The sequence below is a fragment of the Streptomyces sp. EDA2-14 genome (assembly GCF_054963755.1).
On sequence record NZ_JBUEGE010000007.1, the window covers coordinates 280,040 to 303,223 of the forward strand.

The following is a 23,184-nucleotide window of genomic DNA, read 5'->3' on the forward strand; positions in this document are numbered from 1 at the left end:
GTATGCCGGCGGCCGGTGTCAGGCGCCCTGCGCCAGCCGTCGGTGCAGCTCCTTCACGGCGGGAACCAGCGCGTCCACCGGCCCCTCGACCTTCACCTGCGGGGCGACCTCCTGGACGGGCAGCGCGTTCACCGGCCCCTGCGGCCGACCCCACTCGGCCAGCCACTGGGACAGCTGTGCCGAGGACGCCACGTACACGATCCGGTCGAGCCCGACCCAGGCGTGCGCCGCCGAGCACATCGGGCAGTGCTCACCGGAGGTGTACACGGTGGAGGTGGCCCGTTCCTCGGGCGTGAGGTGCTCGGCCGCCCAGCGGGCCAGCTCGAACTCGGGGTGCCGGGTCGAGTCACCACCGGCGATCCGGTTGCGGTCCTCGGCCCGGACCGTCCCGGCGCCGTCGACCAGCACGGAGCCGAACGGCTCGTCACCGGCGTCCAGCGCCTGCTCGGCCAGCTCCACGCACCGGCGCAGATGGTCCAGTTCACGTTCTTCCACCGCGTCCTCCTTCGCTCTGCGTCCGTCCGTCCGCACGGCCGGGTCGGCCACCGAAGCGCCGACCGGCTCGCACGGAACCGTCCTGCGGCCATCCTCTCAGCGCGCCGAGCACGGCACCGACCGGGTCCAATCGGAGTACGGCCTCACACGGCCTCACACGGCCTCACACGGCATCGACCGGCGCCGCACCCGGCACGTCCCCCACGATCGGTGGCACCTCCGCGTCCGAAGCCTTCACCAGACGCGGCCCCTGCGGCCCGTACACCCCGCGTGGTTCCCGGAATAGGAGCAGCAGCGCGAGGTAGAGAGCCGCGGCGAGGGCGAGGCCGACGGGGAGCGAGATGTCCGTGCCTCCCGCCAGCGTGCCGAGCGGGCCCACGAACTGGCCGGGCAGGTTCGTGAACAGCAGTGCCACGCAGGCCGAGACCAGCCACGCCGTCAGTCCGCGCCAGTTCCAGCCGTGGGTGAACCAGTAACGCCCGCCGCGCTGGCGCCGGTTGAACACCTGGAGCGCCTCCGCGTCGTACCAGCCGCGCCGTGTCACGTAGCCGAGAGCCATGACGACCATCCACGGCGCGGTGCACGTGATGATGAGGGTGGCGAACGTGGAGATGGACTGGGCGAGGTTCAGGACGAACCGGCCGACGAAGATGAACGCGATCGACAGCGTGCCGATGAAGACCGTCGCCTGCACGCGGCTGAAGCGGGGGAACACGGAGGAGAAGTCGAGACCCGTGCCGTACAGCGCGGTCGTGCCCGTCGCCATGCCGCCGATCAGTGCGATCAGGCACAGGGGGAGGAAGTACCAGCCGGGGGAGATGGCCAGCAGCCCGCCCACATAGTTCGGGGCCGCCGGAGCCAGATACTTCTCCGCCTTCGCGGCGATCACCGACGCGGTGGCGAGGCCGAACAGGAAGGGCAGCAGCGTCGCGATCTGCGAGAGGAAGGCCGCGCCCATGACCCGGCCGCGCTGCGTGGCCGCGGGGATGTAGCGCGACCAGTCACCGAGGAACGCGCCGAAGGAGACCGGGTTGGAGAGCACGATCAGCGCCGAGCCGATGAACGACGGCCAGAACATCGGCGTCGACGTCGAGGCGAACGCCCCCGTGTATCCGGGATCGAAGTCCCCGGCGAACGCGAACACGCCGAGCACGAACAGCGCCGACGCCGCCAGCACCGCGATCTTGTTGACGAACAGCATGAACCGGAACCCGTACACGCACACCGTCAGGACGAGCCCCGCGAACACCGCGTAGGCCACCGCGTACGACACGTCCGACTCGGGCAGGCCCGCAAGGCGGTGCGCCGCGCCGATCAGTGCGTCGCCCGACGACCACACGGAGATCGAGAAGAAGGCGACCGCCGTGAGGAGCGACAGGAACGAGCCGACGACGCGGCCGTGCACACCCAGGTGCGCCGACGAGGACACCGCGTTGTTCGTGCCGTTGGCCGGGCCGAACACCGACATCGGCGCCAGCAGCAGGGAGCCCGCGACCAGACCCAGGACCGTCGCGGCGAGCCCCTGCCAGAAGGACAGGCCGAACAGGATCGGGAAGGCGCCGAGCACACATGTGGCGAAGGTGTTGGCGCCGCCGAAGGCGAGCCGGAACAGGTCGAGGGGGCGGGCCGTGCGGTCCGCGTCGGGGATGCGCTCGACGCCGTGCGTCTCAACCTCGGTGAGACCAGGGGGTGTTGTGGCGTCGGGTGTCGCGTCGACCATGCGTAACCGCCTTTTGGATCTTGCCGGACGTCATCGGGGGTGACGGTATCCGGGTCCGCGCGGCGACACGAGGGCCGGGTCACCCCTCTCCGTTCATTCCGTTGCGAAAGGAATGGGGTCACTGAAAGTCGCGTCAGCCCCTTTCAGGCAGTCGCTGCACGCGTCTTGACGCCATGAAAGTTCTGCCGCGAAAGTAACCACGCCGAGGACGAGGCCGAACCCCAGACGAGGGAGTCCGCGATGACCGTCGCCTCCACCAGTCCGCCGAGACACCTGCCGGTCACCGGCAGCGCAGCGCGACCACGGCGCGGACGCCCCCGCTCGGACGGGGCGATCGCCGCACTCTTCGTCGCCCCGGCCATGCTCGGCTTCGCCGTCTTCCTGCTGTGGCCCACCCTGCGCGGGATCTGGCTGAGCTTCACCCGCTTCAACCTGCTCACACCACCGCAGTGGGTCGGCCTCGCCAACTACGAGCGCATGCTGGGCGACCCCATCTTCTGGGACTCGTTGAAGGTCACCATCGAGTACGTCGTCGTCAACATCGGCGTGCAGACGGTGGCGGCGCTCGCCACCGCGGTGCTGCTCCACCGGCTCACGCAGTCCTCACTCCTGCGCGGCATCGTCCTCACGCCGTACCTGATGTCCAACGTCGTCGCCGGCATCGTCTGGCTCTGGATGCTCGACACGCAGCTCGGCATCGGCAACGAGATCATCGCCGCCGTCGGCCTCGACCGGATCCCGTTCCTCGCCGACGAGACCTGGGCCGTCCCCACCATCGCGCTCATCAACGTGTGGCGGCACGTCGGCTACACCGCGCTGCTCCTCTTCGCGGGCCTCCAGGCGATTCCCCACGACATGTACGAGGCCGCGCGCGTCGACGGCGCCGGCGAGTGGCGGATGTTCACCCGGATCACCATGCCGCTGCTGCGGCCGGTCCTCGCGGTCGTCCTCATCATGACCGTGATCGGCTCGTTCCAGGTCTTCGACACCGTCGCCGTGACCACGGCCGGCGGCCCCGCCAACGCCACCAACGTGCTCCAGTTCTACATCTACGGCTCGGCGTTCGGCCGCTTCCAGTTCGGCTACGCCTCCGCGATGTCCGTGGCCCTCCTGATCGTGCTCGGCGCGATCACCGTCGTCCAGTACCGGATCACCCGCGCCGGACAGACCGACCTCGGCTGAGGAGAGGAGCACCGACATGGCCGCCACCGCACTCGCGCGCCCCGTACGGCCCACCCGGCGCCGCTTCTCCCTCGGGCGGGCCGCCGCCTGGACCACCATGGGCGCGATCGTGCTCATCACCCTGCTGCCGTTCTACTGGGTGCTGCGCACCGCGCTCTCCTCCAACCCGGGCATCGCCGCCGACCCGACCTCCGTCCTCCCCGTCGACCCCACGGGCGGCGGCTTCGAGCGCGCCCTTGGGCTGCAGTCGACGAAGGAGGCCGTCGCCCAGGGCGGCGCGGGCGGCGGGCTCGACTTCTGGCGCTACCTGCTCAACTCGATCCTCGTCTCGACGCTGATCACCGTCTGCCAGATCCTCTTCTCCGCCATGGCCGCCTACGCGTTCGCGCGGCTCAACTGGAGAGGCCGCAACACCGTCTTCGCGCTGTTCCTCGGCGGACTCATGGTGCCGACCATCTTCACGCTGCTGCCCAACTTCGTCCTCGTGAAGGAACTCGGGCTGATCGACTCGCTCCTCGGGATCGCACTGCCCACGATGTTCATGACGCCGTTCGCGGTCTTCTTCCTCCGCCAGTTCTTCATGAACATCCCGCGCGAGGTCGAGGAAGCGGCGCTCCTGGACGGCGCGGGACGCATCCGGATCTTCTTCCGGGTCCTGCTGCCCATGGCGGCCACCCCCGTCATCACCCTCGCCGTCCTGACGTACATCACCTCCTGGAACGACTACTTCTGGCCGCTGATGGTGTCGTACAGCGACAGCTCCCGCGTCCTGACCGTCGCCCTCGCGATGTTCCGCGCGCAGACCCCGCAGTCCGGCTTCGACTGGTCGGGGCTCATGGCGGCGACGCTCATCGCGGCGCTCCCGATGCTGCTGCTCTTCGGAGTGTTCGCCCGCCGGATCGTCAGCTCCATCAGCTTCACCGGACTCAAGTAGGAGGCACCGGATGAGATTCCGTACGCTCGTCGCGCTGACCGGAGCACTGGCGCTGGCGCTGACCGGCTGCGCGGGCGGCGACCCCGGAGCCCGCTCGTCGAGAACCGTGACGTACTGGCTGTGGGACGCCAACCAGCTGCCCGCGTACGAGGCCTGCGCGAAGGACTTCGAGCAGCGGAACCCCGGCCTGGACGTGAAGTTCACCCAGATCGGCTGGGAGGACTACTGGACCAAGCTCACCGCGAGCTTCATCTCCGGCACCGAACCGGACGTCTTCACCAACCACATCCAGAAGTTCGGCCAGTTCGCCGACCTGGAGGTGCTCGAACCGCTCGACGGCCTCGGCATCAAGGACGCCGACTACCAGCCGGGCCTCGCGGCGAACTGGGTCGGCGAGGACGGCCACCGGTACGGCGCGCCCAAGGACTGGGACACCGTCTCGCTCTTCTACAACAAGAGGATGCTCGACGACGCCGGACTGTCCCCGAAGGAGCTCGACGCCCTGAAGTGGAACCCCAAGGACGGCGGCACCTTCGAGAAGACCATCGCCCACCTCACCGTCGACAGGAACGGCAGGCGCGGCGACGAACCCGGCTTCGACAAGCACAAGGTCAAGACATACGGCCTCGCCACCAACGGGGGAGGGGACGGCGACGGGCAGACCACCTGGAGCCCCTTCGCCGGCTCGGCCGGCTGGTCCTACACGGACAAGAAGCGCTGGGGAGACGCGTACCGGTACGGGGACAAGACCTTCCAGTCCGTCCTCGAGTGGTACTTCGGTCTCGCGGAAAAGGGCTACATGGCGCCCTTCACCGACTGGAACGCCGGACTCAACCAGGCCAACGCCCAGTTCGCCGCGGGCCGCGCCGCCACCGCCTTCGACGGCGCCTGGATGCTCTCCACCTACGCCGGGTTCAAGGGCATCGGCTTCGGCACCGTCCGCAACCCCACCGGACCCACCGGCAAGCGCGCCACCATGATGAACGGCCTCGCCGACTCCGTCACCAAGGGCGCCCGCAACAAGGCCGGCGCGAAGAAGTGGGTGACCTACCTGGCTTCCGCCGACTGCCAGCGGACGGTCGGCGCGTACGGGATCGTCCTCCCCGCCACCCGGTCGGGGACCGACACGGCCGTCGCCGCCTACAAGAAGAAGGGCATCGACACCTCCGCCTTCACCACCCCGGTCGACGACCGCGAGCACTACCGCACCTTCTCCTTCCCGATCACCAACTACGCCGCCGACGTGTACGCCCTCATGCACCCGGCCATGCAGGACATCTTCGGCAACGGGGCGCCCGCGAGCGGCCTCGACGAGACCAACGACCAGATCAACCTCCTGCTCGACCAGTGACCACGTAAGTCGTACCGAAAGGCATGCGCACATGACGTTCACCCTCGGCATCGTCGGCGCCGGACAGTTCGCCGGAGGCTTCGCCAAGCTGTTCCTCGCCCACCCGGGCATCGACGCCGTCCACGTCACCGACCTGTTGCCGGAGCGGGCGGAGCAACTGGCCGCCAAGGAGGGCCTCGCCGGGACCTTCCCCTCGTACGAGGCGATGCTGGAGTCCCGCGACATCGACGCCGTCGCCGTCTTCACGCAGCGCTGGACCCACGGCCCGCTCGTCCTCCAGGGCCTCGAGGCGGGCAAACACGTCTACTCGGCCGTCCCCATGGCGATCACGCGGGACGAGATCGCGGCCATCATCGACGCCGTCCGCCGCACCGGCCTCACCTACATGATGGGCGAGACCAGCGAGTACAACCCGGCGACGGTGCACGCCCGCAACCAGATCGCCGACGGCGCGTTCGGACGGCTCTTCTACGCGGAGGGCGACTACGTCCACGACATGGACCTCGGCTTCTACGAGGCGTACCAGTACAGCGGAGGCGAGCGGTGGAAGGAGACCGCCAGCTATCCGCCGCTGCTCTACCCGACGCACGCGGTCGGCGGAGTCCTCGGCGCGTGGCGGACCCACGCGGTGAGCGTGTCCGCGATCGGGGTGAAGGACGAGCGCGGCGACGGCGTCTTCGACACCGAGGTCAGCCGGTTCGGCAACGACATCTCCAACGCCACCGCCCTGTTCGAGGTGGCCGGCGGCGGCTCGTTCCGCACGAACGAGTTCCGGCGGGTCGGCTACCCCTCGCACATCAGGGAGTCGCGCTTCCGGTTCTTCGGCACCGACGCCAGCATGGAGCAGCTCGCCACGGTCAGCTTCTGGCAGGACAAGAAGGGTGTCCAGGACATCACCGAGCTGCTCGAACCGAAGCCGTCGCTGAGCCCGGACGACCCCTCGCTCGAAAAGGTCGCACCCGCCCTGCGCGCCGCGTTCACCTCCGGCTCGGCCCCCGTCCACGACCGCGCCCGGCTGCCCCGCGTCTTCGACGACATGCCCAACGGACACGAGGGCAGCCACCACTTCCTCGTGGACGACTTCGTCACCGCGGTCAACACCCGCACCCTGCCGTCGGTGAACGCGTGGGTCGCCGCGCGCTACACGCTGCCCGGCATCGTCGCCCACGACTCGGCGCGCCAGGGCGGCGCGCGCCTGGAGATCCCCGACTTCGGGGACGCGCCGGAGGCCTGAGCGGGTTCGGGCGGGGCCTTCGGCCCCGCCCGAGTTCGTTTCAGATCCCCGCCGGGGCGGTGCCCCGCTTCGCCCGCCGCCGCTGATGCACCACACCCGCCACCACGGCGACACCCGTCACCACGAGCGTCAGGAACAGCGAGCGGCGGCTGCTGTCCGTGACGGCCATGCCGCCGATCACCGCGAGGAGGGCGACGAGCACCAGCACATCGAGGTACGGGTAGGCCCACATCCGCACCTCGCGGCCCTCGAAGCCGCCCCGGTCGAGCCGGGCCCGCCCGCGCAGGTGTGTGGCGACGATGACGATGTACACGACGACCGCGACGGCGCCGGAGGAGTCGAGCAGGAACTGGTAGACGGTGTCGCTCGGCAGGAAGTAGTTGGCCACCACGGTGAGCAGGCCGATGCTGGACGCGCCGATCACGGCCGCGGTGGGCACGCCCTGGCGGGTGGTGCGGGTCAGGACGCGGGGCGCCTCGCCGCGCTCGGCCAGGGAGTGCAGCATCCGGGAGGAGGAGTAGATCCCGGAGTTGAGGCAGGACAGCACGGCGGTCAGCACGATGAAGTCCATGACCGTGCCCGCGTGCGGGACACCGAGGTGGTCGAGGACGGCGGAGTACGGGCTCGCGGCGACGGCGGTGGCGTTCCACGGGAGCAGGGTCACGACCAGGGCGATGGACCCGATGTAGAAGAGCAGGATCCGCCAGACGACGCTGTTGATGCCCTTGCGGACGGCCCGCGCCGGATCCTTGGCCTCGCCCGCGGCGATGGTGACGACCTCGGAGCCGAAGAACGAGAAGAAGACCACGAGGGACGCGGTGAGGACCGCGCTCCAGCCCTGCGGCGCGAACCCGCCGCGACCCGTGAGGTTCGACAGGCCCGGCGCGTCGGCGCCCGGCAGCACACCGAGCACCGCGGACAGGCCGATGAGCAGGAACGCGACGATGGCCGCCACCTTGATCATGGCGAACCAGAACTCGAAGGTCCCGAACGACTCGACGCGGGCGAAGTTGACGCCGATCAGCGTCGCCATCAGCACCAGCGCCGCCAGCCAGGTGGGGATCTGCGGAAGCAGACCGTTGACGAGCGTCGCCCCGACCACGGCCTCGAAGCCCACCGTGACACACCACTGGTACGCGTACAGCCAGCCGATCGTGAGCCCGGCCCAGGGGCCCAGCTCGCGACCGGCGTAGCTGGAGAACGAGCCGGTGTCGGGCTGGGCGACGGAGAGTTCGGCGAGCATCCGCATCACGAGGATGACCAGCAGGCCGATGGCCGCGTACGCGACGATCACCGCGGGACCCGCCTGGCCGATCGCGCTGCCGCTGCCGACGAAGAGCCCCGCTCCGATCACACCGCCGATGGCGATCATCGACATCTTGCGATTGGTCAGGGCGCCGCGCAGGGCGGGCCGTTCCTCGGCGTCGGGCTGCTGCGCGAGGGTGCCGGGTGAGGTCTTCATCGGCGGCTCCAGGTCGTGGCGGACGAGGCGGCGGGCGCGACGACCGTGCCGCGGGCGCCGCACACCTCTCGATGCAAAGGGACTTGCAGGTGATAATGCTTATGCAATCTTGATAGCGTCAATCCCCGGTCGCCTGTTGGTTTCCGGCACGTGACGAGATCCGCTGCCAGCGAGACGCCTACGAGCGGCCTACGAGCCGCGTACGAGCCGCATACGAGCGAAGGGACGGCACCATGGGTGCGACGGTGAGGGAAGAGCAACTGGCCGGTCTGCGCCGGATCGTGGTGTCCGGCAGCCGTGCCGACGCCTTCCGCGCCCTCGGCGAGGCTACCCGTGCGGACATCCGCGCCGTCCAGGAGGCCATGCCCGAACGCGAAGCCCTGCGCCGCGCCACGGCGAGCGGACCCGGCGCCGCCCGGCTCGCACAGGTGGTGGCCGCGACCCGGGCCGCGTTCCCCGACGAACTGGCCGAACTCGCCGCACTCGCCGAGGGTGCCGCGGTGCCCTTCGACGGCCTGCTGCTCGCCAACCTCCGCGGAGATCTGGGCGCCGACGACGGAACCGGCTGCACGGACCTGGGCATGCGCGGCGCCACCGGATCCTTCGTCGCGCACAACGAGGACGGGGCGCCCGCCCTCGACGGCCGCATGATGCTGCTCACCCTGCTCATCGACGGGCACGCCCCGGTGACCGCCCAGTGGTACCCCGGCTTCGTACCGGCCAACGCGTTCACCGCCACCGGGCACGGCCTGGTCTGGGGCATCAACCACGTCCAGGTCGTACGCCCCGGACCCGGCGCGGGACGGCACTTCGTGGCCCGCGCCCTCCAGCAGGCACCCACCCTGGACGCCGCCCTCGACCTGCTGCGGAAGAGGCCGAGCGCCGGCGGCTTCGCGTACACCATCGGCGAACGCGGCACCGGACGCGTCGCCGTCGTCGAGGCCGCCGCGGGCCGGACAGCGGTCGTCGAACCCGGCGAGGGCGAACTGCACTGGCACACCAACCACATCCGGCTGCTGCCCGACGCACCCGACGCCGCCCTCGCCTCCGGCGGCGAAGGCGCCACCGCCGACCTGGGCCAGTACGCCGAAAGCGCCGCACGCGGGCGGGTGCTGGAACGGCTGCACCCCGGCGACACCCCGGACGCCGCATGGTTCGAATCGGCGCTCACCAACGCACCGCTGCCCGCCGGTGTGCACCGCACGGCCGCGGGCGACGACCCGCTGATGACGCTGTGCACGACGGTCGCCGACCTCGGCCGGGACCGCATCACCGTGCGCGGGGCCCGCGGCGAACGCGCCGTCCTGCCGCTGACCGAATTCACCGAGGGCGCCGCCGCGGCCACCCCATGACCGGCATCGCACGGGCGGGGCGAGAGGATCAGCACATGTCATCCGAAGCACGGCAGACGCCGGCGACCTACAACGAGCTCGTGACACGCCTCCAGGAACGCTCGACGCGCCTCACGCCCTCCCAACGCCTCCTGGCCGAACGGGTGCTGGCCGACCCCGAGGGCGTCGCCTTCATGACCGTCTCCGACCTCGCGTCGGCGGTCGGCGTGAACGAGGCGACCGTCGTACGCTTCGCCACCGGACTCGGCCTGTCCGGCTATCCGGGCCTCACCCAGCTGTGCCGCGCGCACCTGCGCGAACAGGCCCAACTCCTGCGCCGCTACGACAATCTGGAGCAACTCGGCACCGAGGGCGGCGACCTCCTCGAGCGGGCCGCGGCGCAGGACCTGGCCAACATCTCCCGCACCTTCGCACGCGTGGACCGCACGGCCTGGGACGGTGCGGTGCGGGCACTCGCCGAAGCCCCCCGCGTGCACGTCCTCGGCCTGCGCAAGTGCCACGCCCCCGCGTACCTCCTCGGCTACCTCCTGGGGATGCTGCGCGAGGACGTGATGACGGTGACCGGGGACACCGGCGGACTCGCCGACGAACTCCGCCGGGTCCGCGAGGGCGACTGCTTCGTGGCCGTCTCCGTGCACCGCTACGCCGCCGACACGGTGCGCGCCTTCGCATGGGCACGACAGCGCGGCGCCCACTGCGTCGCCCTCACCGACAACCCCTCCTCGCCGCTGGCCGCCCCGGCCCACGAGGCGTTCTTCGTCGACGCCTCCAGCCCCTCGGTGCTGCGCTCGCTCACCGCGTTCACCTCCCTGGTCCAGGCACTGGCGGCAGGCGTCGCCCGCTCACGCGGCCACGAGGCCCGCTCCACCCTCCTGCGCGAGGAGGAACTCCTGGAGAGTCTCGGCGTCTACGCGGAAGGGGCGGGCGGCGACGCCTGACGAGCCTGGCCCCCGCCCCCTCCGGACGGACCGTCAGCCGCGACCTGTGACACCCGCGAGCGCGCCGCGCAGATGGGCCAACGAGTCGGCGATCCACGGCAGGGCGAGCGGGTCCGCGCTGCGCAGAGCCGCCCAGCGCTGGTCCTCGCTCTCGCCGTAGAGCAGGCTCGTGGCGACCCGCGCGCGCAGACCGCGCTCCTCGTCACCGAAGGCGGCACCGGCGAGCACGCCGACACCATGTCCTTCCAGGAGAGCGGAGGCGAGCTCGGGGCCCGTGGACACCGACCGCGCGGCCAACTCGGCGCGCAGCGGCTCGAAGTCGGGGTACAGGTAGAAACCGGCCTGCGGCGCCCGGCAGTCGGCCCCCGCCTTGACGAACTCGGCGTGCACCGCGCGCGCCACCGTGCCGTGCAGCCTGCGCGCGGCGGCGATGTGGCCGGTGACCTCGTCGGGATCGCCCAGTACGTACGCGGCGGCCGCCTGCATCGGCGCCGCGAGCGCCGACCAGATCTCGCTCGCCACGCCGATCAGGTCCGCGGTGAGCGCCCGCCCCCACGCCCCCTGCGGAATGCGGGCGAACCCGATCCGCCACCCGCCGAGCGCCATCGACTTGCTCAGTCCGCTGGTGATGACGGTCCGCTCGGGAAGGTGGGCGGCGGCGCTCGGCGCACGCCCGCCGTCGTGCACCAACTCCGCGTAGATCTCGTCGGACACGACGGCCAGACCGTGCCGTTCCGCGATCGCGCAGACCGCGCGCACCTGCTCGGGCGAGGCCACGGTGCCGGTCGGATTGTCCGGAACGGTGAGCAGCAGAATGCCGGGCGTGCGGCCCGCGGCCCGCGCCGACACCAGGGCGTCCTCCAGGAGTTCGGGATCGGGGATGCCGCCCGCGTCCGCGGGGATCGGCACCGGCAGGGTCCGCTTGCCGACGATCGCGGCCTGCGCCGCGTAGCTGACCCAGGCGGGGCAGGGCAGCACCAGATCGCCCGGGAGTGCCGCGAGCAGCGCGAAGAGCAGGGCCTTGGAGCCGGGGGCGAAGAGGATCTGCTCGGGTTCGGTGCCCGTGCCGCGTCGCGTGAACCACCCGGCGGCCGCCGTACGGGCCTCGACGGAGCCGGCGACCGGCCCGTACCCACCCCGCCCCGCGGCCTCGGCCAGCACCCCGGCGACCGGCTCGGGGACCGGCAGCCCGGCCTCGCCGAAGCCGAGGTGCAGCACCTTCTCGCCGGCGGCCCGACGGGCCTGCAGGGTCTCGTTGATGGCCAGGGTCGCCGAATGCATGGTCACAGCGCCCACGCTCCTCAGTAGTCGTCAGTGGGAGAACGTCTGAGGCAACAATATGTGTAACTGCGGCAGCGCATGCAAGAATATTTGCATGACGCGATGTGCGTGAGGATGGGGTAAATGAGGATGGGGTGAACGCAGACACCGATGCGCGGGACGGTCCGTCGTCCGGCAGGCGTGGAGTGACGGCGAGGGGGTAGGCGCGCCGCCGGGACGCCGTGGGTGTCATCGGCGCCTCGACGGCTGAAGGGACGGATATGGGGCAGGCTCGGGCGCGGTTCCCTGTGCGCTGGGAGGACGGAGGTGTCCTGGTCGCACAGGTCGTGGGCCGTTTCGATGCCGATGCCGCGGCGGAGCTGGGTGCGCTGATGGAGCGCCTGGACGCCACGGGCCAGTCGGGTCTGGTGGTGGACTTCCGGGACGCCGAACACTGCGGGGCCGACGCGGCGGGACAGTTCGTCGAGGCGGGCCTGACCATGGCCGCGTCCGGCGGCGCGCTGGCCGTCGTGGCCGACACCGCCACGCTGGGCGTGCTGAGCGCCGCGGGCGCCGACCGCCTTCCGCTCGGCGTGCACAACGATGTCGCGGCCGCCGTCGAGGAGGTCTCGGCCTGGTCGGCCGACACGCTGGGGGACCGGGACGCGGACGCGGGATCGGGTTCGGCCCTGCGCTAGCCGCCGAGCAGACCGGCCGAGACCTTACGGGGAGCGGCGTGATCTCGCCCTGACGTGGCCCTTGGCTGGCGGGCATCATGGTCCGGAAGTCGGACTGGAGGGCCGTCGTGAGCGCGAGGGTTCGTGACGTGGTGCGGGACGTGGTCGCCGAGGTGGCGCCGGACGAGGTCCTGCTGCTGGACAAATTGCGGGGTCTGGACGAGGGGCGGCTGACGCGCCTGTTCGAGCAGCGCGTTCAACGCGTTGAGGACGCGGAGCCGCTCGGATTCGACCGCGTCGACGTCACCGCGCCGGTCACTCCGGTGCTGTGGATGGCGCTGGACGAGGCGGCCCGCCGCACCACCTGTCCCACCGCCGACACCCGCGCGGCCCGCCGGACGCCGTTCCTGCGCCACGTGTTCCGCCGCCAACCCCAGCCCCCACCCCCGATCCGACACCTGTCCGCCGCCCAACTCGACGCCGTCCGCCACCTGGTACGGGACCGCGCACGCTCGGCCCGGCTCGGGGAGGACGCGGCGGTGGCCCTTGCGGACGCGGTGACCTGCCGTCTGCTCAAGGAACTGACGGACGCGGGCTGACGCGGCGACGGCACGGGGCAGGGGCAAAGGGGGGGAGTGGCCGACACCCGCGTGCGGCGCGGGTGTCAGGAGCGAGTGAGGGTGTAGGAGAGTTGGTAGTTCGCCTCGTCCTTCGTGAAGTTCAGGATGCCGCTGCCTTCCTCGGACAGGGTGTGCGAGCCCAGGAAGTCGTCCTTGTCGCCCGGCAGGCCGTCGGCTTCGTGGAGCGTGACGGTGACCTCGCCGTCGAAGGCGTGGTACTCGTCGATGGCGTACTTCTGGCCCGCGCTCATGCTCGGGAGGAGGATCTTCTGGCCGTTCACGGCGAGTTGCGGGTCGTCGTGGTGGACCCAGTCCTCGGTCTCGACACACTTGAGCGTCTTCAGGTGAAGGTTGGCCATGCTGTTGCTCCCCGTTCGTCGGTCCGTTCTGCTGCCGGCTGGTCGGCCGTACCCCCGCAGGTAAGCACCGTGCGCCACGGGCGCTCCTGCCCGGTGCCGGGTCAATACGCAATCTTCACGGACGGGACACAGGTGTCGAGGCACGGCTGACAACGGGAGTTGGGTACGGGCGCGGTCATGTGTTCGCATGGAGTGGTGATCGAGAACGGACCTTCCGAAGACTCCACCGCCCACATCCCCGGCACCCGCACCGCGTCCGGTCGGCAGGACCGGGTCGACGAGCACCAGAGCGACCGGTCGACCGGCCCCGCACAGGACCCGGACGCGGCCCCCGGCGACTCGGGCGCCCCCTTGGACCGCAAGGCCCGCCGCGCCCGTCGGCGTGAGGCGCGCAGGGTCCTCCGTTCCCCTGCCCGCACGGCGGCGAAGGTGACGGCAGGCCTGGTCGTGGTCCTCGGATTCCTCGCGCTCGGTGACCGCTGGGCGGTGCTCTACGCCGAGAACATGGCGGCCAAGCAGGTGGAGGATTCGCTCAAGCTGCACGCCGAGCCCGAGGTGCACATCAACAGCTTCCCCTTCCTGGGCCAGGTCCTCATGGGCAACATCGACCATGTGGAGGTCAACGTGCCCCACGTCCCCGCAGGGCCTGTCTCGGTCGCACAGGTGAAGGGATCGGTCGACGACATCAAGATCGTCGGCAGCCTTCCGTCCTCCGTGAAGGGCGCGGTGCTCAGCAAGGTCCGCGGCGACGTGTTCCTGTCCTTCGACGACCTCAACCGTGAAGTCGGCGCATCCCAGGTGAAGCTCGCACCCGGGAAGCAGCACAACACGGTGCAGGCCAAGGGCGGCCTGCCGGTGGGCGGCAAGGAGGCCCAGATCCACGGCCGCGCCCACCTGGAGCGGACCGGCGACCACGGTCTCGCGCTGTCCGTCGAGGACACCCGGATCGTGGTGCCGGGACTGCTCACCTACACCCCCGGCAAGGGCGGCGGCCTGCAACTGGCCGCGCCCACCATCGGCAAGATGGACGAACGCGAGACCGAACAGGCCACGGGACAGCGGCTCAGCCCCGACCGGCTCATGCGCGGCGGCGCCCTGGACGCGCTGGCGGATCACCCGGAGCTGCTGAAGCCCGCGGGCATCGACCCGTCGCTGATCGAGGGTCTGCAGAAGCTTCAGGAGCCGAAGGTCGCGCAGAAGATGGAGTTCTCGGCGCAGCTGCCCAAGAACCTGCCGGGCGACCTGCGCCTGCGGGACGTCACCGTCACGCACGACGGCATCCGCGCCCAACTGTCCGGCAAGGAAGTGCCCCTGGGCACCTGACGCACACTGCCGTCGCGGTCAGGAGTGTGTGTTCCAGCGGCGTGCGGTGCGGGCCCAGGCCGTGTCCCACTGTGCGAGGTTGTGGCGCTGGATGAGCCGGCCGGCGGCGGCGTGGGCCGCGAGGCCGGTGAGGGGGACGGAGACGAAGGCGAGGAGCGCCCAGCCCATGGTGTGGTTGCGGATCTCCTCCGTGTCCAAAGGCGGCCGGGTGAGTCCGCCCTCGGTGTCGACCCACACCAGGACGGTGCGACCGGCCGGCAGCCCTGGTTCGACATCCGTCCTGCCGGTCCGCATGTGGCCGTGCGGATCGGTGTAGCGGACGGGGACCGGGTAGCGCGCCTCCTTCGCCTCGTCCGACCCCGGTTCGGGGTGGCGCGGGGTGTCGTGGGTGAGAGTGGCGGGCTGCTGAGTGCGGGTGCGCGCTTCGTGCTGGGCGATGCTGCGGTAATGGCGGTGGGCGCTGTCCCCGGCGGCGAACATCGCGGCGGGGGCGACGGTCAGTACGGCGAGTGACAGCGCGAGTGTGACCCATGCCTGGAGCCGGTCGCTGGGACGCCGGAGCGGGTTCCGTCTCCACCGCCACAGAGCGGAGTGGAGGCGGGGACGGCGTGCGGCGCCGGGATCGGCGGGTGGTGGCTGGGCCGGAGGGATCTCGCCGGCCATGGTGTGCCTCCTTCCTGACGGAGGGAGCAACCGCACGAACGTGCCGGGACCCCGGCGTACGAGGCCCCGGCACGGGCTAGCGCGGCGGCTCTGCTGGGCGGGCGGTGTGCGCGGTCGCCGGGTGGGTGTGTACGGCTTTCAGGAGCTGGGCCGCGCCGCGGACGGCGGCGGTGTGCGGCGCGGGAACGGGACGCAGCGGCACGTGCAACTGGTCGGCGAGACGGTAGGTGATCTCGGGGTGCAGTGCGCCGCCGCCCGCCAGCAACGGCCCCCGGGCCAGCGCGTCGACGGTCAGGGACGTGCGGTCCTGCCGCAGCATCGAGGCCGTCATGTCGGCCAGGGCCTCGCCGATCTGTGCGGGCCCGGCCGTCTGATGACGGATGTCATCCGTGCCCAGGGCGGTGCGGCGTGCGTCGTGGACGGCGCCGTCGGCCAGGAGCACCACCTCGGTGAGGTGCGCGCCGATGTCGATCACGATCAGCGGCCGGCACAGGTCGGCGCCCGCCGCATGGGCCACGGCGCGTGCGGCAGGAATGGTCAACACACTGCGCGGACGCAGTGCCTGGACGGCGGCATGGGCCTGGGAACGGTAGGCGAACCCGTCCAGGACCGGCGCCGCCACCACGATCAGCGGGCGGGCGAAGCGGGGCAACCGGTGGGCGAGGAGCCGCTCCAGCATCCGTGCGGTGCCGGGGGCGTCGACGATGGCGCCGCGCTGGATGGGGTGGATGGCTCCGGTACCGGGGAAGGTCACGGTCGGCACGTCGAGGATCAGCCCCCGTCCGGCGATCCAGGCGCGGGTGCGGGCACTGCCCATGTCGAGCGCGATACCGCAATGTTGCCGGTACCGGGGCCACGACCGGTGCCGGAGCGGCGTGATCGGCGGGGTCATCGGTCGGCCTCCCTCATCTGTGGGCAGCGGGCGCAGTAGCGGGCCTGCGGCACGATCAGCAGGCGGTCGCGGTCGATGGTCCGGCGGCAGCGCTGGCAGTGACCGAACCCGCCCTCGTCGATGCGGTCGAGGGCCGCTTCCACATCGGTGAGGACCATGCGGGCACAGGCCGCGAGCGTGTCCTGGACCTGCGCGTGCGCGGGGGAGTGCTGCCGGGTCGGCCGACCGGTGCTCGCCGCGGCCGCGGCGAGCCGGCGCAACTGGTCCTCGCGGAAGCGCTGCTGTTCGTGCAGATCGGATCGGAGAGCCGCGAGGTCCTGGAGCGACAGATGCGTGGTGTGGTCGCTGATGGTCTGGTGATTCACCACTTCACCCCTTGGGGCAGGGCGGGAGGGACAGGAACGAAGGGACGGGAGTGACGCGGCGGGTCAGGGGGCGGTGCGGCGTCGGCAGGCGACGCAGTACCGCGTGTAGGGGAGGATTTCGAGGCGTTCTTCGGGGACGGCGGTGTTGCAGCTCTGGCAGGTGCCGTAGCTGCCGTCCGCGATCCGGGCGAAGGCGGCGTCGATGTCCTGGAGCGTCTGCTCGATCGCGGTCCTCTGCGTGGACATCAGGTGCTCGTGCGTGTGGCCGTCCTCGGTGAGGGCGTTCAGTTGGGTGAGGCTGGTGGTGCGGGCGTGTTCGAGGCGCCGGCGGGCTTCGTGAGCGGCGGGCCGATCGGGGCGGGGTTCGGTGCGGGAGACGTCGAGCGACACGGTGACCGGGTCCCTTCGAAGGTGGAGAAGTGCGGGTATGCCGAGTGCCGGGCCGTCGGGGCCCGTTCACCGTCCACCCTGGCCGGGCCGCCGCGACAAACCCATCGGGCGCGTGCCCCATTTCCCGGGGACACGGGGTCCATCCACGCGCCATGGCGTGAGAGTTCGGTCACCCGCCGGGGCTCCGACGGTGGGCGCGGGGCGTATGGGTAGGCCGCACCACGGAATGTGGGGCCCGGGCCCCATCGCCCCGTCGAGCCCGGATGGGGCAAGCTGTCCGGATGCTCGGTCGCTCACCAGGACCGCAGTTCCCACCGAGGGCGCGCGATGACCGACAGTAGAGCCGTACTCGGTCGACACGTCGCTGAAGGAGGCGTCCCCCGGTGTCCCTGTTCTGGCGGATCTTCGGGCTCAACACGGTGGTGCTGGGGCTGGCCACAGCTCTGCTGCTGTGGGCCCCGGTGACCGTCTCCGTGCCCATCCTGCTGACCGAGGCCGTCGTCCTGGTGGTCGGCATGGGCGTCATGCTGATCACCAACGGCACGCTGCTGCGCTGGGGACTGGCACCGCTGGCCCGTCTGACCGCCCTGATGGCGACCGTCGATCTGCTGCGTCCCGGTCAGCGGCTCCCGGCGACGGGCAGCGGTGAGGTCCCCGAACTGATCCGCGGCTTCAACGCGATGCTGGAGCGGCTGGAGAGGGAGCGGGCCACGAGCAGCGCCCGCGTCCTGCTCGCCCAGGAGGCGGAACGGCGCCGGATCGCGCAGGAGTTGCACGACGAGGTCGGACAGAGCATGACCGCGATCCTGCTGGTGTTGGGGCGGGCCGCGGACGAGGCGGACGGGCCGCTGCGCGAGGAACTGCACCAGGCGCAGGAGATCACCCGGGAGAGCCTGGACGAGGTCCGACGGCTCGTACGGCGGCTGCGTCCCGGTGTCCTGGACGACCTCGGTCTGGTCAGTGCCCTGTCCTCGCTCACGAACGACTTCTCTACGCATACGGGGCTGCGGGTGGTACGCCGGTTCGACGCGGATCTGCCCGCCCTGGACGACGAGAAGGAGCTGGTCCTGTACCGGGTGGCTCAGGAGAGCCTGACCAATGCCGCCCGCCACGCGGACGCCGAGCGTCTCGAAGTGGCCCTGGAGGACACCGGTGACGCGGTGACACTCACCATCACCGACGACGGCCGTGGCATCGAGACGGCATGCGAGGGCGCCGGTATCCGGGGCATGCGCGAACGGGCCCTGCTGATCGGCGCCGCCCTCGACATCACGTCGACGCCCGGTACGGGTACCTGTGTTCGCCTTACCGCCCCTCTCCCCAGTCTCTCCAGTCTCCCCAGGAAGCAGCTGTGACCATGCACATGTCCGAGGTGTCCGAGGCATCGCCGATTCGGATTCTGCTCGCCGACGATCATGTGTTGGTCCGCCGTGGGGTGCGTTTGATCCTGGACCGGGAGCCGGATCTGGAAGTGGTCGCCGAGGCGGGAGACGGAGCGGAGGCGATCGAGATGGCGCGGGCCCAAGAGGTGGATCTTGCGGTGCTGGACATCTCGATGCCCCGTCTGACGGGCCTGCAGGCGGCGCGTGAACTGGCCGCGCGGCATCCGGGGATCCGCATTCTGATGCTGACGATGCACGACAACGAGCAGTACCTCTTCCAGGCACTGAAGGCAGGGGCCTGCGGGTATGTCCTGAAGTCGGTCGCCGACCGGGATCTGGTGGCGGCGTGCCGGGCGGCGGTGCGGGACGAGCCGTTCTTGTATCCCGGAGCGGTGACGGCGCTGATCCGCAACTACCTGGACCGGGTCCGGCACGGCGAGGAGACCTCGGGTGATCTTCTGACGCCGCGCGAGGAGGAAGTCCTGAAGCTGGTGGCCGAGGGGCATTCCTCGAAGGCGATCGCGGAGCTGTTGTTCATCAGTGTCAAGACGGTGCACCGGCATCGGGCGAATCTGCTGCAAAAGCTGGGCCTGCACGACCGTCTGGAGCTGACCCGGTACGCGATCCGGGCGGGACTCGTCGAGCCCTGACGGCCACAGCCACAGCCACAGCCACAGCCACCGCGGCCGCCGTCGCCGTCGCCGTCGTCTGAGTTCCCGTCACACAGCGCACACCAGGAAGGGGGGGGGCAGCGCATGCACCTCGCAAACGGCACCGCCCCCACCGTCCGGGGCCGGTTCGCGATGCTGCTCACCGTGCTGCTGGCCGTCCTGCTGCCCCTGCTCCCGGCGGCGCCCGCGTCGGACGGGCACCTTGGGAGCGGTACGTCCCTCGGGGCGGCTGCTCCGACGGGTACGGATCCTGGTGCCGCGCCCGCCGGTGTAGGGGAAAGCACCGCGCCGCCTGCGCTTCTCGACCTGCGTCCGACTCCCGGTGCCGCCACGGCTGTCGAGGTCACCTCAGCGGTCGTCGGTTCGCCGGAGTTCGCCGCGCACGTGGACGACGGCTGCTCGGCCTGTGCGGCGCAGCTGCGGGCCCGGCACGATCTTCTGCCCGAGCGTCCGGCGGTCCCGGACCGGCTGGGGGCCGTCACCGTCCCCGGCGCGGGGCCCGCCGCGGCGTTCTTCGTACGGAGCCCGGTCGTCCCCGGCCCGGTGCCGGTCTCTCCGGGCCGTCCGGGCCACGACGGCAACCGGGCTCCTCCCGTCTCCTCCGGCATCTGACACCCCGACCCGCACCACTTTCCTTCTTCTTGCGCCGCGGCCGCGTTCGGCCGCCGCTGCGGCGTGCCTGCCGGAGGCCCGTTTTGACCCGCTTTTCAGCGAAACCCCGTCCTCGTCCCCGTTCTCGTTCCGGTGCGCGCCCACGCGGGCGTTCGCGTGCCCTGACCGTCCGCGCGTTCGTGGCGCTCGCCGTGCTGGCCGCGTCCGTGGCCATCGCGCTGATGGTGCCGGTCCGTCTCGGACTCGACCTCCGCGGCGGCACCCAGATCGTGCTGGAAACCCGGTCCACCGACTCCGCCGTGGCCGACCGTGAGGCCACGGACCGGACCGTGGAGGTGCTGCGCGGCCGCATCGACGCCCTCGGCGTCGCCGAACCGAGCATCGTCCGTTCCGGTGAGAAACGGATCGTCGTCGAACTGCCGGGCGTACAGGACCCGAAGAAGGCCGCCGACGTGCTGGGCCGCACCGCGCAGCTGACCGTCCACCCGGTGCTCGGCGAGGCCGAGGGCACCGGCGGCGGAGGATCCCAGGAGCCTTCCGGTAGCGGCAGCGGCAGCAGCGGTGAGCGGACCCTGCCGGACGAGTCGGGCCGGCTCCTGCGCCTGGGGGCGGCCATGCTGACCGGGCAGGACGTCAAGGGCGCCGACGCCCGCTTCGACCAGGAGAACGGTGCGGGCTGGCACGTCGGGGTCGATTTCGAGGACGCCGGCGCCGGCCGGTGGCAGCAGGTGACGGGCCGGGCGGCCTGCGAGCAGCCGGGGGATGCCCGGCGCCGGGTCGCCATCGTCCTCGACGACAAGATCATTTCATCGCCGCAGGTCGACCCCTCGGTGGCCTGCAGGACCGGCATCTCTGGCGGTTCCACGCAGATCACCGGCTCCTTCGACGACGCCGAGGCCCGCGAACTGGCGCTGCTCGTCACGGGCGGTGCCCTGCCCGTCCCGGTCGAGACGGTCGAGCAGCGCACCGTCGGCGCCACCCTGGGTGAGGAAGCCGTCGAGGCAGGCGCCCGAGCCGCGATCGTGGGCACCGCGCTGACGGCGCTGTTCATGACGGTGGTCTACCGGCTGATGGGGGCGCTGGCGACGGTGGCGCTGCTCTGTTACGGCCTGATCTCCTACGCGGCGCTGGCCGCGCTCGGCGCGACCCTCACCCTGCCCGGCCTGGCGGGTTTCGTCCTGGCGATCGGCATGGCGGTGGATGCGAACGTCCTCACCTTCGAACGGGCGCGGGAGGAGCGTGCCGCCCGCACCCGTGCGAGCACGAGCACACGGTCGGCGCTGAGCGCGGGTTTCCGCGGCGCGTTCAGCGCGATCGCCGATTCCAACATCACCACGCTGATCGCAGCCGCCCTGCTGTTCTTCCTGGCGTCCGGCCCGGTCAAGGGCTTCGGCGTCACCCTCGGGATCGGCGTGCTGGCCTCCATGGTCAGCGCCCTCGTGATCACTCGGGTGCTCGCCGAGTTCGCGGTGAACCGCCCGGCGGTCCGCCGCCGCCCACGGCTGACCGGCATCGCGGCGACCGGCCGGGTCCGTGACGCGCTGCTGCGCCGCAATCCGTTCCTGCTGCGTCATCCGCGCCGCTGGCTGGCGGCCTGTCTGCTCGTCGTGGTGGTGGCGGGCTCCGGCGTCCTGCTGCGCGGTGTGAACGTGGGCATCGAGTTCACCGGCGGCCGGCTCGTCGAGTACGCCACCACCTCCCCGGTCGACCCCGACCGGGCCCGTACGGCGCTGGCTCAGGAGGGCATTCCGCGTGCGGTGGTGCAGTCCTCCGGCGACGGCGACCTGACAGTGCGCACCCAGGACCTCACGGACACCCAGAGCGAGGCCGTCACCGACACGATCGCGGGTCTGGGCGGCGGGGCCGAGAAGGTGCGGGACGAGCGGATCGGCCCGAGTCTGGGCGAGGAACTGCGCCGGGGCGCCCTGATCGCCCTCGGTCTTGCCCTGGCCGCCCAACTCCTCTACCTCGCGGTCCGGTTCCGTCTGCGCTACGCGGCGGCCGCGGTCACGGCGCTGGTTCACGACGTGGTCGTCCTGGTGGGGGTGTTCGCCTGGCTGGGCAAGCCGGTCGACGGGGTGTTCCTGGCGGCGCTGCTGACGGTGATCGGCTACTCGGTGAACGACTCGGTCGTCCTCTTCGACCGCGTCCGTGAGCTGCTGGGCCGGACACCGGGGGCGCCCCTGGGCAGGCTGACCAACGACGCGGTCCTGCAGACCCTGCCCCGTACGGTCAACACCGGCATGGGTGCGGTGTTCATCCTCGCCTCGCTGGCCGTCCTCGCGGACGACTCGCTCACCGATTTCGCCCTGGCGCTGCTGATCGGCGTGGCGGTCGGCACGTACTCGTCGATCTTCACCGCCTGCCCGCTGACCCTCGAATTCCGCCGCACCGCCAGGAGCCGGTGAAGCCCGCCGCCGGGCGGGACTCCGGTCCGGGGCCGAAGGTCCTGCCGCATCAGGGTAGTTACTCCCCATCTCCGCACTTTCGAGGCGCTGTCATACGTCTGTGATGTTCCATGCGGAATGCCTTGATGTGCGCCGCCTAGCTTCATGAGTACGCGGTCACCACGACGCGTTCGACTCACTCAATTCGTTCGACTCGTTCGACTCATGGAAAGGGGCCGGCGCATGCAGACCTCTCGTATTCTCCGCACGTCTCTGGCATCCGCCGTTCTCGGCCTCGGTGCCGTGACCGCCGTCGCTGCCACCGCCGAGGCCGCTCCGGCGTCCACCGGGTCCGTGGCCACCGCCCAGCACACCACGGCGCACCGCACCCAGACCCAGACGCTCCCGCTCAGCGACGGCAGCACCGCACACGTCACCAAGCTGCCGAACCACACCTACCAGGCCTGGATCACGCACAAGGGCGTGCGGATCGCGGCACTCGACTCCACGCACAAGTCCCAGCGCGTGCACGGCTACACCTACGCGCTCAACCAGGCGAACGGCTTCGTCGGAGTGACGCACCCCGGCGGCTGGCACAGCGAGCAGAACGTGCCGCAGCACCAGGACAAGCATCACAAGAAGCAGCACCACACGAGCCGGACCGGCAAGACCCACGACGTGCGGCTCGGGGGCGGCGACATCGCCCATGTCACCAAACTGCCGAACGGCACCTACCAGGCCTGGATCACCCGGCACGGCGTGCGCATCGCCGCCCTGGACGCCGGCCACACAACGGCCCGCGCCCACGGACACCACTACACGCTGAACGCCCACACCGGAGCCGTCCACCTGCGCTGACGACCCGCCCCGTCCCACCCCCGGAGCTTCGGCGTCCGGGGGTGGTGTGGGGTGGGT

The 23,184-nt window shown here is 71.1% G+C and carries 23 protein-coding genes; 14 read left to right on the top strand and 9 right to left on the bottom strand.

Annotated elements, in window-relative coordinates; all coding sequences use genetic code 11:
- Positions 1–18 precede the first annotated feature (18 nt).
- Complete coding sequence (locus ACY34M_RS20600) at positions 19–495, bottom strand: nucleoside deaminase (protein ID WP_462722203.1); 477 nt, start codon at positions 493–495, stop codon at positions 19–21.
- A 163-nt stretch (positions 496–658) separates the two neighbouring features.
- On the bottom strand, positions 659–2,215 hold the full coding sequence (locus tag ACY34M_RS20605) for a purine-cytosine permease family protein (protein ID WP_462722202.1): 1,557 nt from the start codon (positions 2,213–2,215) through the stop codon (positions 659–661).
- 240 nt (positions 2,216–2,455) lie between these two features.
- On the opposite strand from ACY34M_RS20605, the gene ACY34M_RS20610 reads away from it, so the two are divergent.
- From ACY34M_RS20610 to ACY34M_RS20625, 4 genes are read left to right on the top strand one after another with little or no spacing between them, the layout of a single operon-like run.
- Positions 2,456–3,397, top strand: a complete 942-nt coding sequence (locus ACY34M_RS20610) for a carbohydrate ABC transporter permease (protein ID WP_462722201.1) — start codon at positions 2,456–2,458, stop codon at positions 3,395–3,397.
- A gap of 16 nt (positions 3,398–3,413) precedes the next feature.
- The gene (locus tag ACY34M_RS20615; RefSeq protein WP_462722200.1) at positions 3,414–4,331 is read left to right on the top strand and encodes a carbohydrate ABC transporter permease; all 918 of its coding nucleotides are present in this window, start codon (positions 3,414–3,416) and stop codon (positions 4,329–4,331) included.
- Positions 4,332–4,341: 10 nt separating this feature from the next.
- Positions 4,342–5,682, top strand: coding sequence for an ABC transporter substrate-binding protein (locus ACY34M_RS20620; protein WP_462722199.1), 1,341 nt, complete (start codon positions 4,342–4,344; stop codon positions 5,680–5,682).
- Positions 5,683–5,713: 31 nt separating this feature from the next.
- Positions 5,714–6,916, top strand: a complete 1,203-nt coding sequence (locus tag ACY34M_RS20625) for a Gfo/Idh/MocA family protein (protein ID WP_462722198.1) — start codon at positions 5,714–5,716, stop codon at positions 6,914–6,916.
- 40 nt (positions 6,917–6,956) lie between these two features.
- Here the strand turns inward: ACY34M_RS20625 and ACY34M_RS20630 are convergent, their stop codons facing one another.
- Entirely contained in the window at positions 6,957–8,378 is a 1,422-nt protein-coding gene (locus ACY34M_RS20630) for an amino acid permease (RefSeq protein WP_462722197.1), read from the bottom strand.
- Between the two features lie 233 nt (positions 8,379–8,611).
- On the opposite strand from ACY34M_RS20630, the gene ACY34M_RS20635 reads away from it, so the two are divergent.
- Both ACY34M_RS20635 and ACY34M_RS20640 read left to right on the top strand, forming a co-directional pair.
- The gene (locus tag ACY34M_RS20635; RefSeq protein ID WP_462722196.1) at positions 8,612–9,730 is read left to right on the top strand and encodes a C45 family autoproteolytic acyltransferase/hydolase; all 1,119 of its coding nucleotides are present in this window, start codon (positions 8,612–8,614) and stop codon (positions 9,728–9,730) included.
- A 35-nt stretch (positions 9,731–9,765) separates the two neighbouring features.
- Positions 9,766–10,668 (top strand): MurR/RpiR family transcriptional regulator, encoded by a 903-nt coding sequence (locus ACY34M_RS20640; RefSeq protein WP_462722195.1) that lies wholly within the window; start codon positions 9,766–9,768, stop codon positions 10,666–10,668.
- A gap of 33 nt (positions 10,669–10,701) precedes the next feature.
- On the opposite strand, the gene ACY34M_RS20645 is transcribed toward ACY34M_RS20640, so the two are convergent.
- Positions 10,702–11,955 carry a pyridoxal phosphate-dependent aminotransferase gene (locus tag ACY34M_RS20645; RefSeq protein WP_462722194.1) on the bottom strand — a complete coding sequence of 418 codons (1,254 nt, stop codon included), beginning with the start codon at positions 11,953–11,955 and terminating at the stop codon, positions 10,702–10,704.
- 254 nt (positions 11,956–12,209) lie between these two features.
- Between ACY34M_RS20645 and ACY34M_RS20650 the strand changes: the two genes are divergently transcribed.
- Complete coding sequence (locus ACY34M_RS20650) at positions 12,210–12,626, top strand: STAS domain-containing protein (RefSeq protein WP_462722193.1); 417 nt, start codon at positions 12,210–12,212, stop codon at positions 12,624–12,626.
- Between the two features lie 107 nt (positions 12,627–12,733).
- On the top strand, positions 12,734–13,204 hold the full coding sequence (locus ACY34M_RS20655; RefSeq protein ID WP_462722192.1) for a hypothetical protein: 471 nt from the start codon (positions 12,734–12,736) through the stop codon (positions 13,202–13,204).
- 65 nt (positions 13,205–13,269) lie between these two features.
- On the opposite strand, the gene ACY34M_RS20660 is transcribed toward ACY34M_RS20655, so the two are convergent.
- On the bottom strand, positions 13,270–13,584 hold the full coding sequence (locus ACY34M_RS20660; protein ID WP_462722191.1) for a hypothetical protein: 315 nt from the start codon (positions 13,582–13,584) through the stop codon (positions 13,270–13,272).
- A gap of 195 nt (positions 13,585–13,779) precedes the next feature.
- On the opposite strand from ACY34M_RS20660, the gene ACY34M_RS20665 reads away from it, so the two are divergent.
- A complete protein-coding gene (locus tag ACY34M_RS20665; protein WP_462722190.1) occupies positions 13,780–14,907 on the top strand; it encodes an LmeA family phospholipid-binding protein in 1,128 nt (375 codons plus the stop codon).
- A gap of 18 nt (positions 14,908–14,925) precedes the next feature.
- On the opposite strand, the gene ACY34M_RS20670 is transcribed toward ACY34M_RS20665, so the two are convergent.
- The 4 genes from ACY34M_RS20670 to ACY34M_RS20685 form a co-directional block, all read right to left on the bottom strand.
- Positions 14,926–15,570: an Rv1733c family protein gene (locus tag ACY34M_RS20670; protein ID WP_462722189.1), complete on the bottom strand. Its 645-nt coding sequence runs from the start codon at positions 15,568–15,570 to the stop codon at positions 14,926–14,928.
- A 76-nt stretch (positions 15,571–15,646) separates the two neighbouring features.
- The gene (locus tag ACY34M_RS20675; protein WP_462722188.1) at positions 15,647–16,462 is read right to left on the bottom strand and encodes a rod shape-determining protein; all 816 of its coding nucleotides are present in this window, start codon (positions 16,460–16,462) and stop codon (positions 15,647–15,649) included.
- Positions 16,459–16,830, bottom strand: a complete 372-nt coding sequence (locus ACY34M_RS20680; RefSeq protein ID WP_462722187.1) for a TraR/DksA family transcriptional regulator — start codon at positions 16,828–16,830, stop codon at positions 16,459–16,461. Before ACY34M_RS20680 ends, ACY34M_RS20675 begins: the two co-directional genes overlap by 4 nt.
- Before the next feature lie 60 nt (positions 16,831–16,890).
- Positions 16,891–17,217, bottom strand: coding sequence for a TraR/DksA family transcriptional regulator (locus ACY34M_RS20685; RefSeq protein ID WP_462722186.1), 327 nt, complete (start codon positions 17,215–17,217; stop codon positions 16,891–16,893).
- 383 nt (positions 17,218–17,600) lie between these two features.
- Between ACY34M_RS20685 and ACY34M_RS20690 the strand changes: the two genes are divergently transcribed.
- The 5 genes from ACY34M_RS20690 to ACY34M_RS20710 all read left to right on the top strand — a co-directional run bounded on the left by ACY34M_RS20690 (position 17,601) and on the right by ACY34M_RS20710 (position 23,127).
- The gene (locus ACY34M_RS20690) at positions 17,601–18,572 is read left to right on the top strand and encodes a HAMP domain-containing sensor histidine kinase (RefSeq protein ID WP_462722185.1); all 972 of its coding nucleotides are present in this window, start codon (positions 17,601–17,603) and stop codon (positions 18,570–18,572) included.
- A 2-nt stretch (positions 18,573–18,574) separates the two neighbouring features.
- Positions 18,575–19,249: a response regulator gene (locus tag ACY34M_RS20695; RefSeq protein ID WP_462722350.1), complete on the top strand. Its 675-nt coding sequence runs from the start codon at positions 18,575–18,577 to the stop codon at positions 19,247–19,249.
- A gap of 105 nt (positions 19,250–19,354) precedes the next feature.
- Complete coding sequence (locus ACY34M_RS20700; protein WP_462722184.1) at positions 19,355–19,882, top strand: hypothetical protein; 528 nt, start codon at positions 19,355–19,357, stop codon at positions 19,880–19,882.
- 221 nt (positions 19,883–20,103) lie between these two features.
- Positions 20,104–22,290: a protein translocase subunit SecD gene (gene secD / locus ACY34M_RS20705; RefSeq protein ID WP_462722349.1), complete on the top strand. Its 2,187-nt coding sequence runs from the start codon at positions 20,104–20,106 to the stop codon at positions 22,288–22,290.
- A 222-nt stretch (positions 22,291–22,512) separates the two neighbouring features.
- A complete protein-coding gene (locus ACY34M_RS20710) occupies positions 22,513–23,127 on the top strand; it encodes a hypothetical protein (RefSeq protein WP_462722183.1) in 615 nt (204 codons plus the stop codon).
- Positions 23,128–23,184 lie beyond the last annotated feature (57 nt).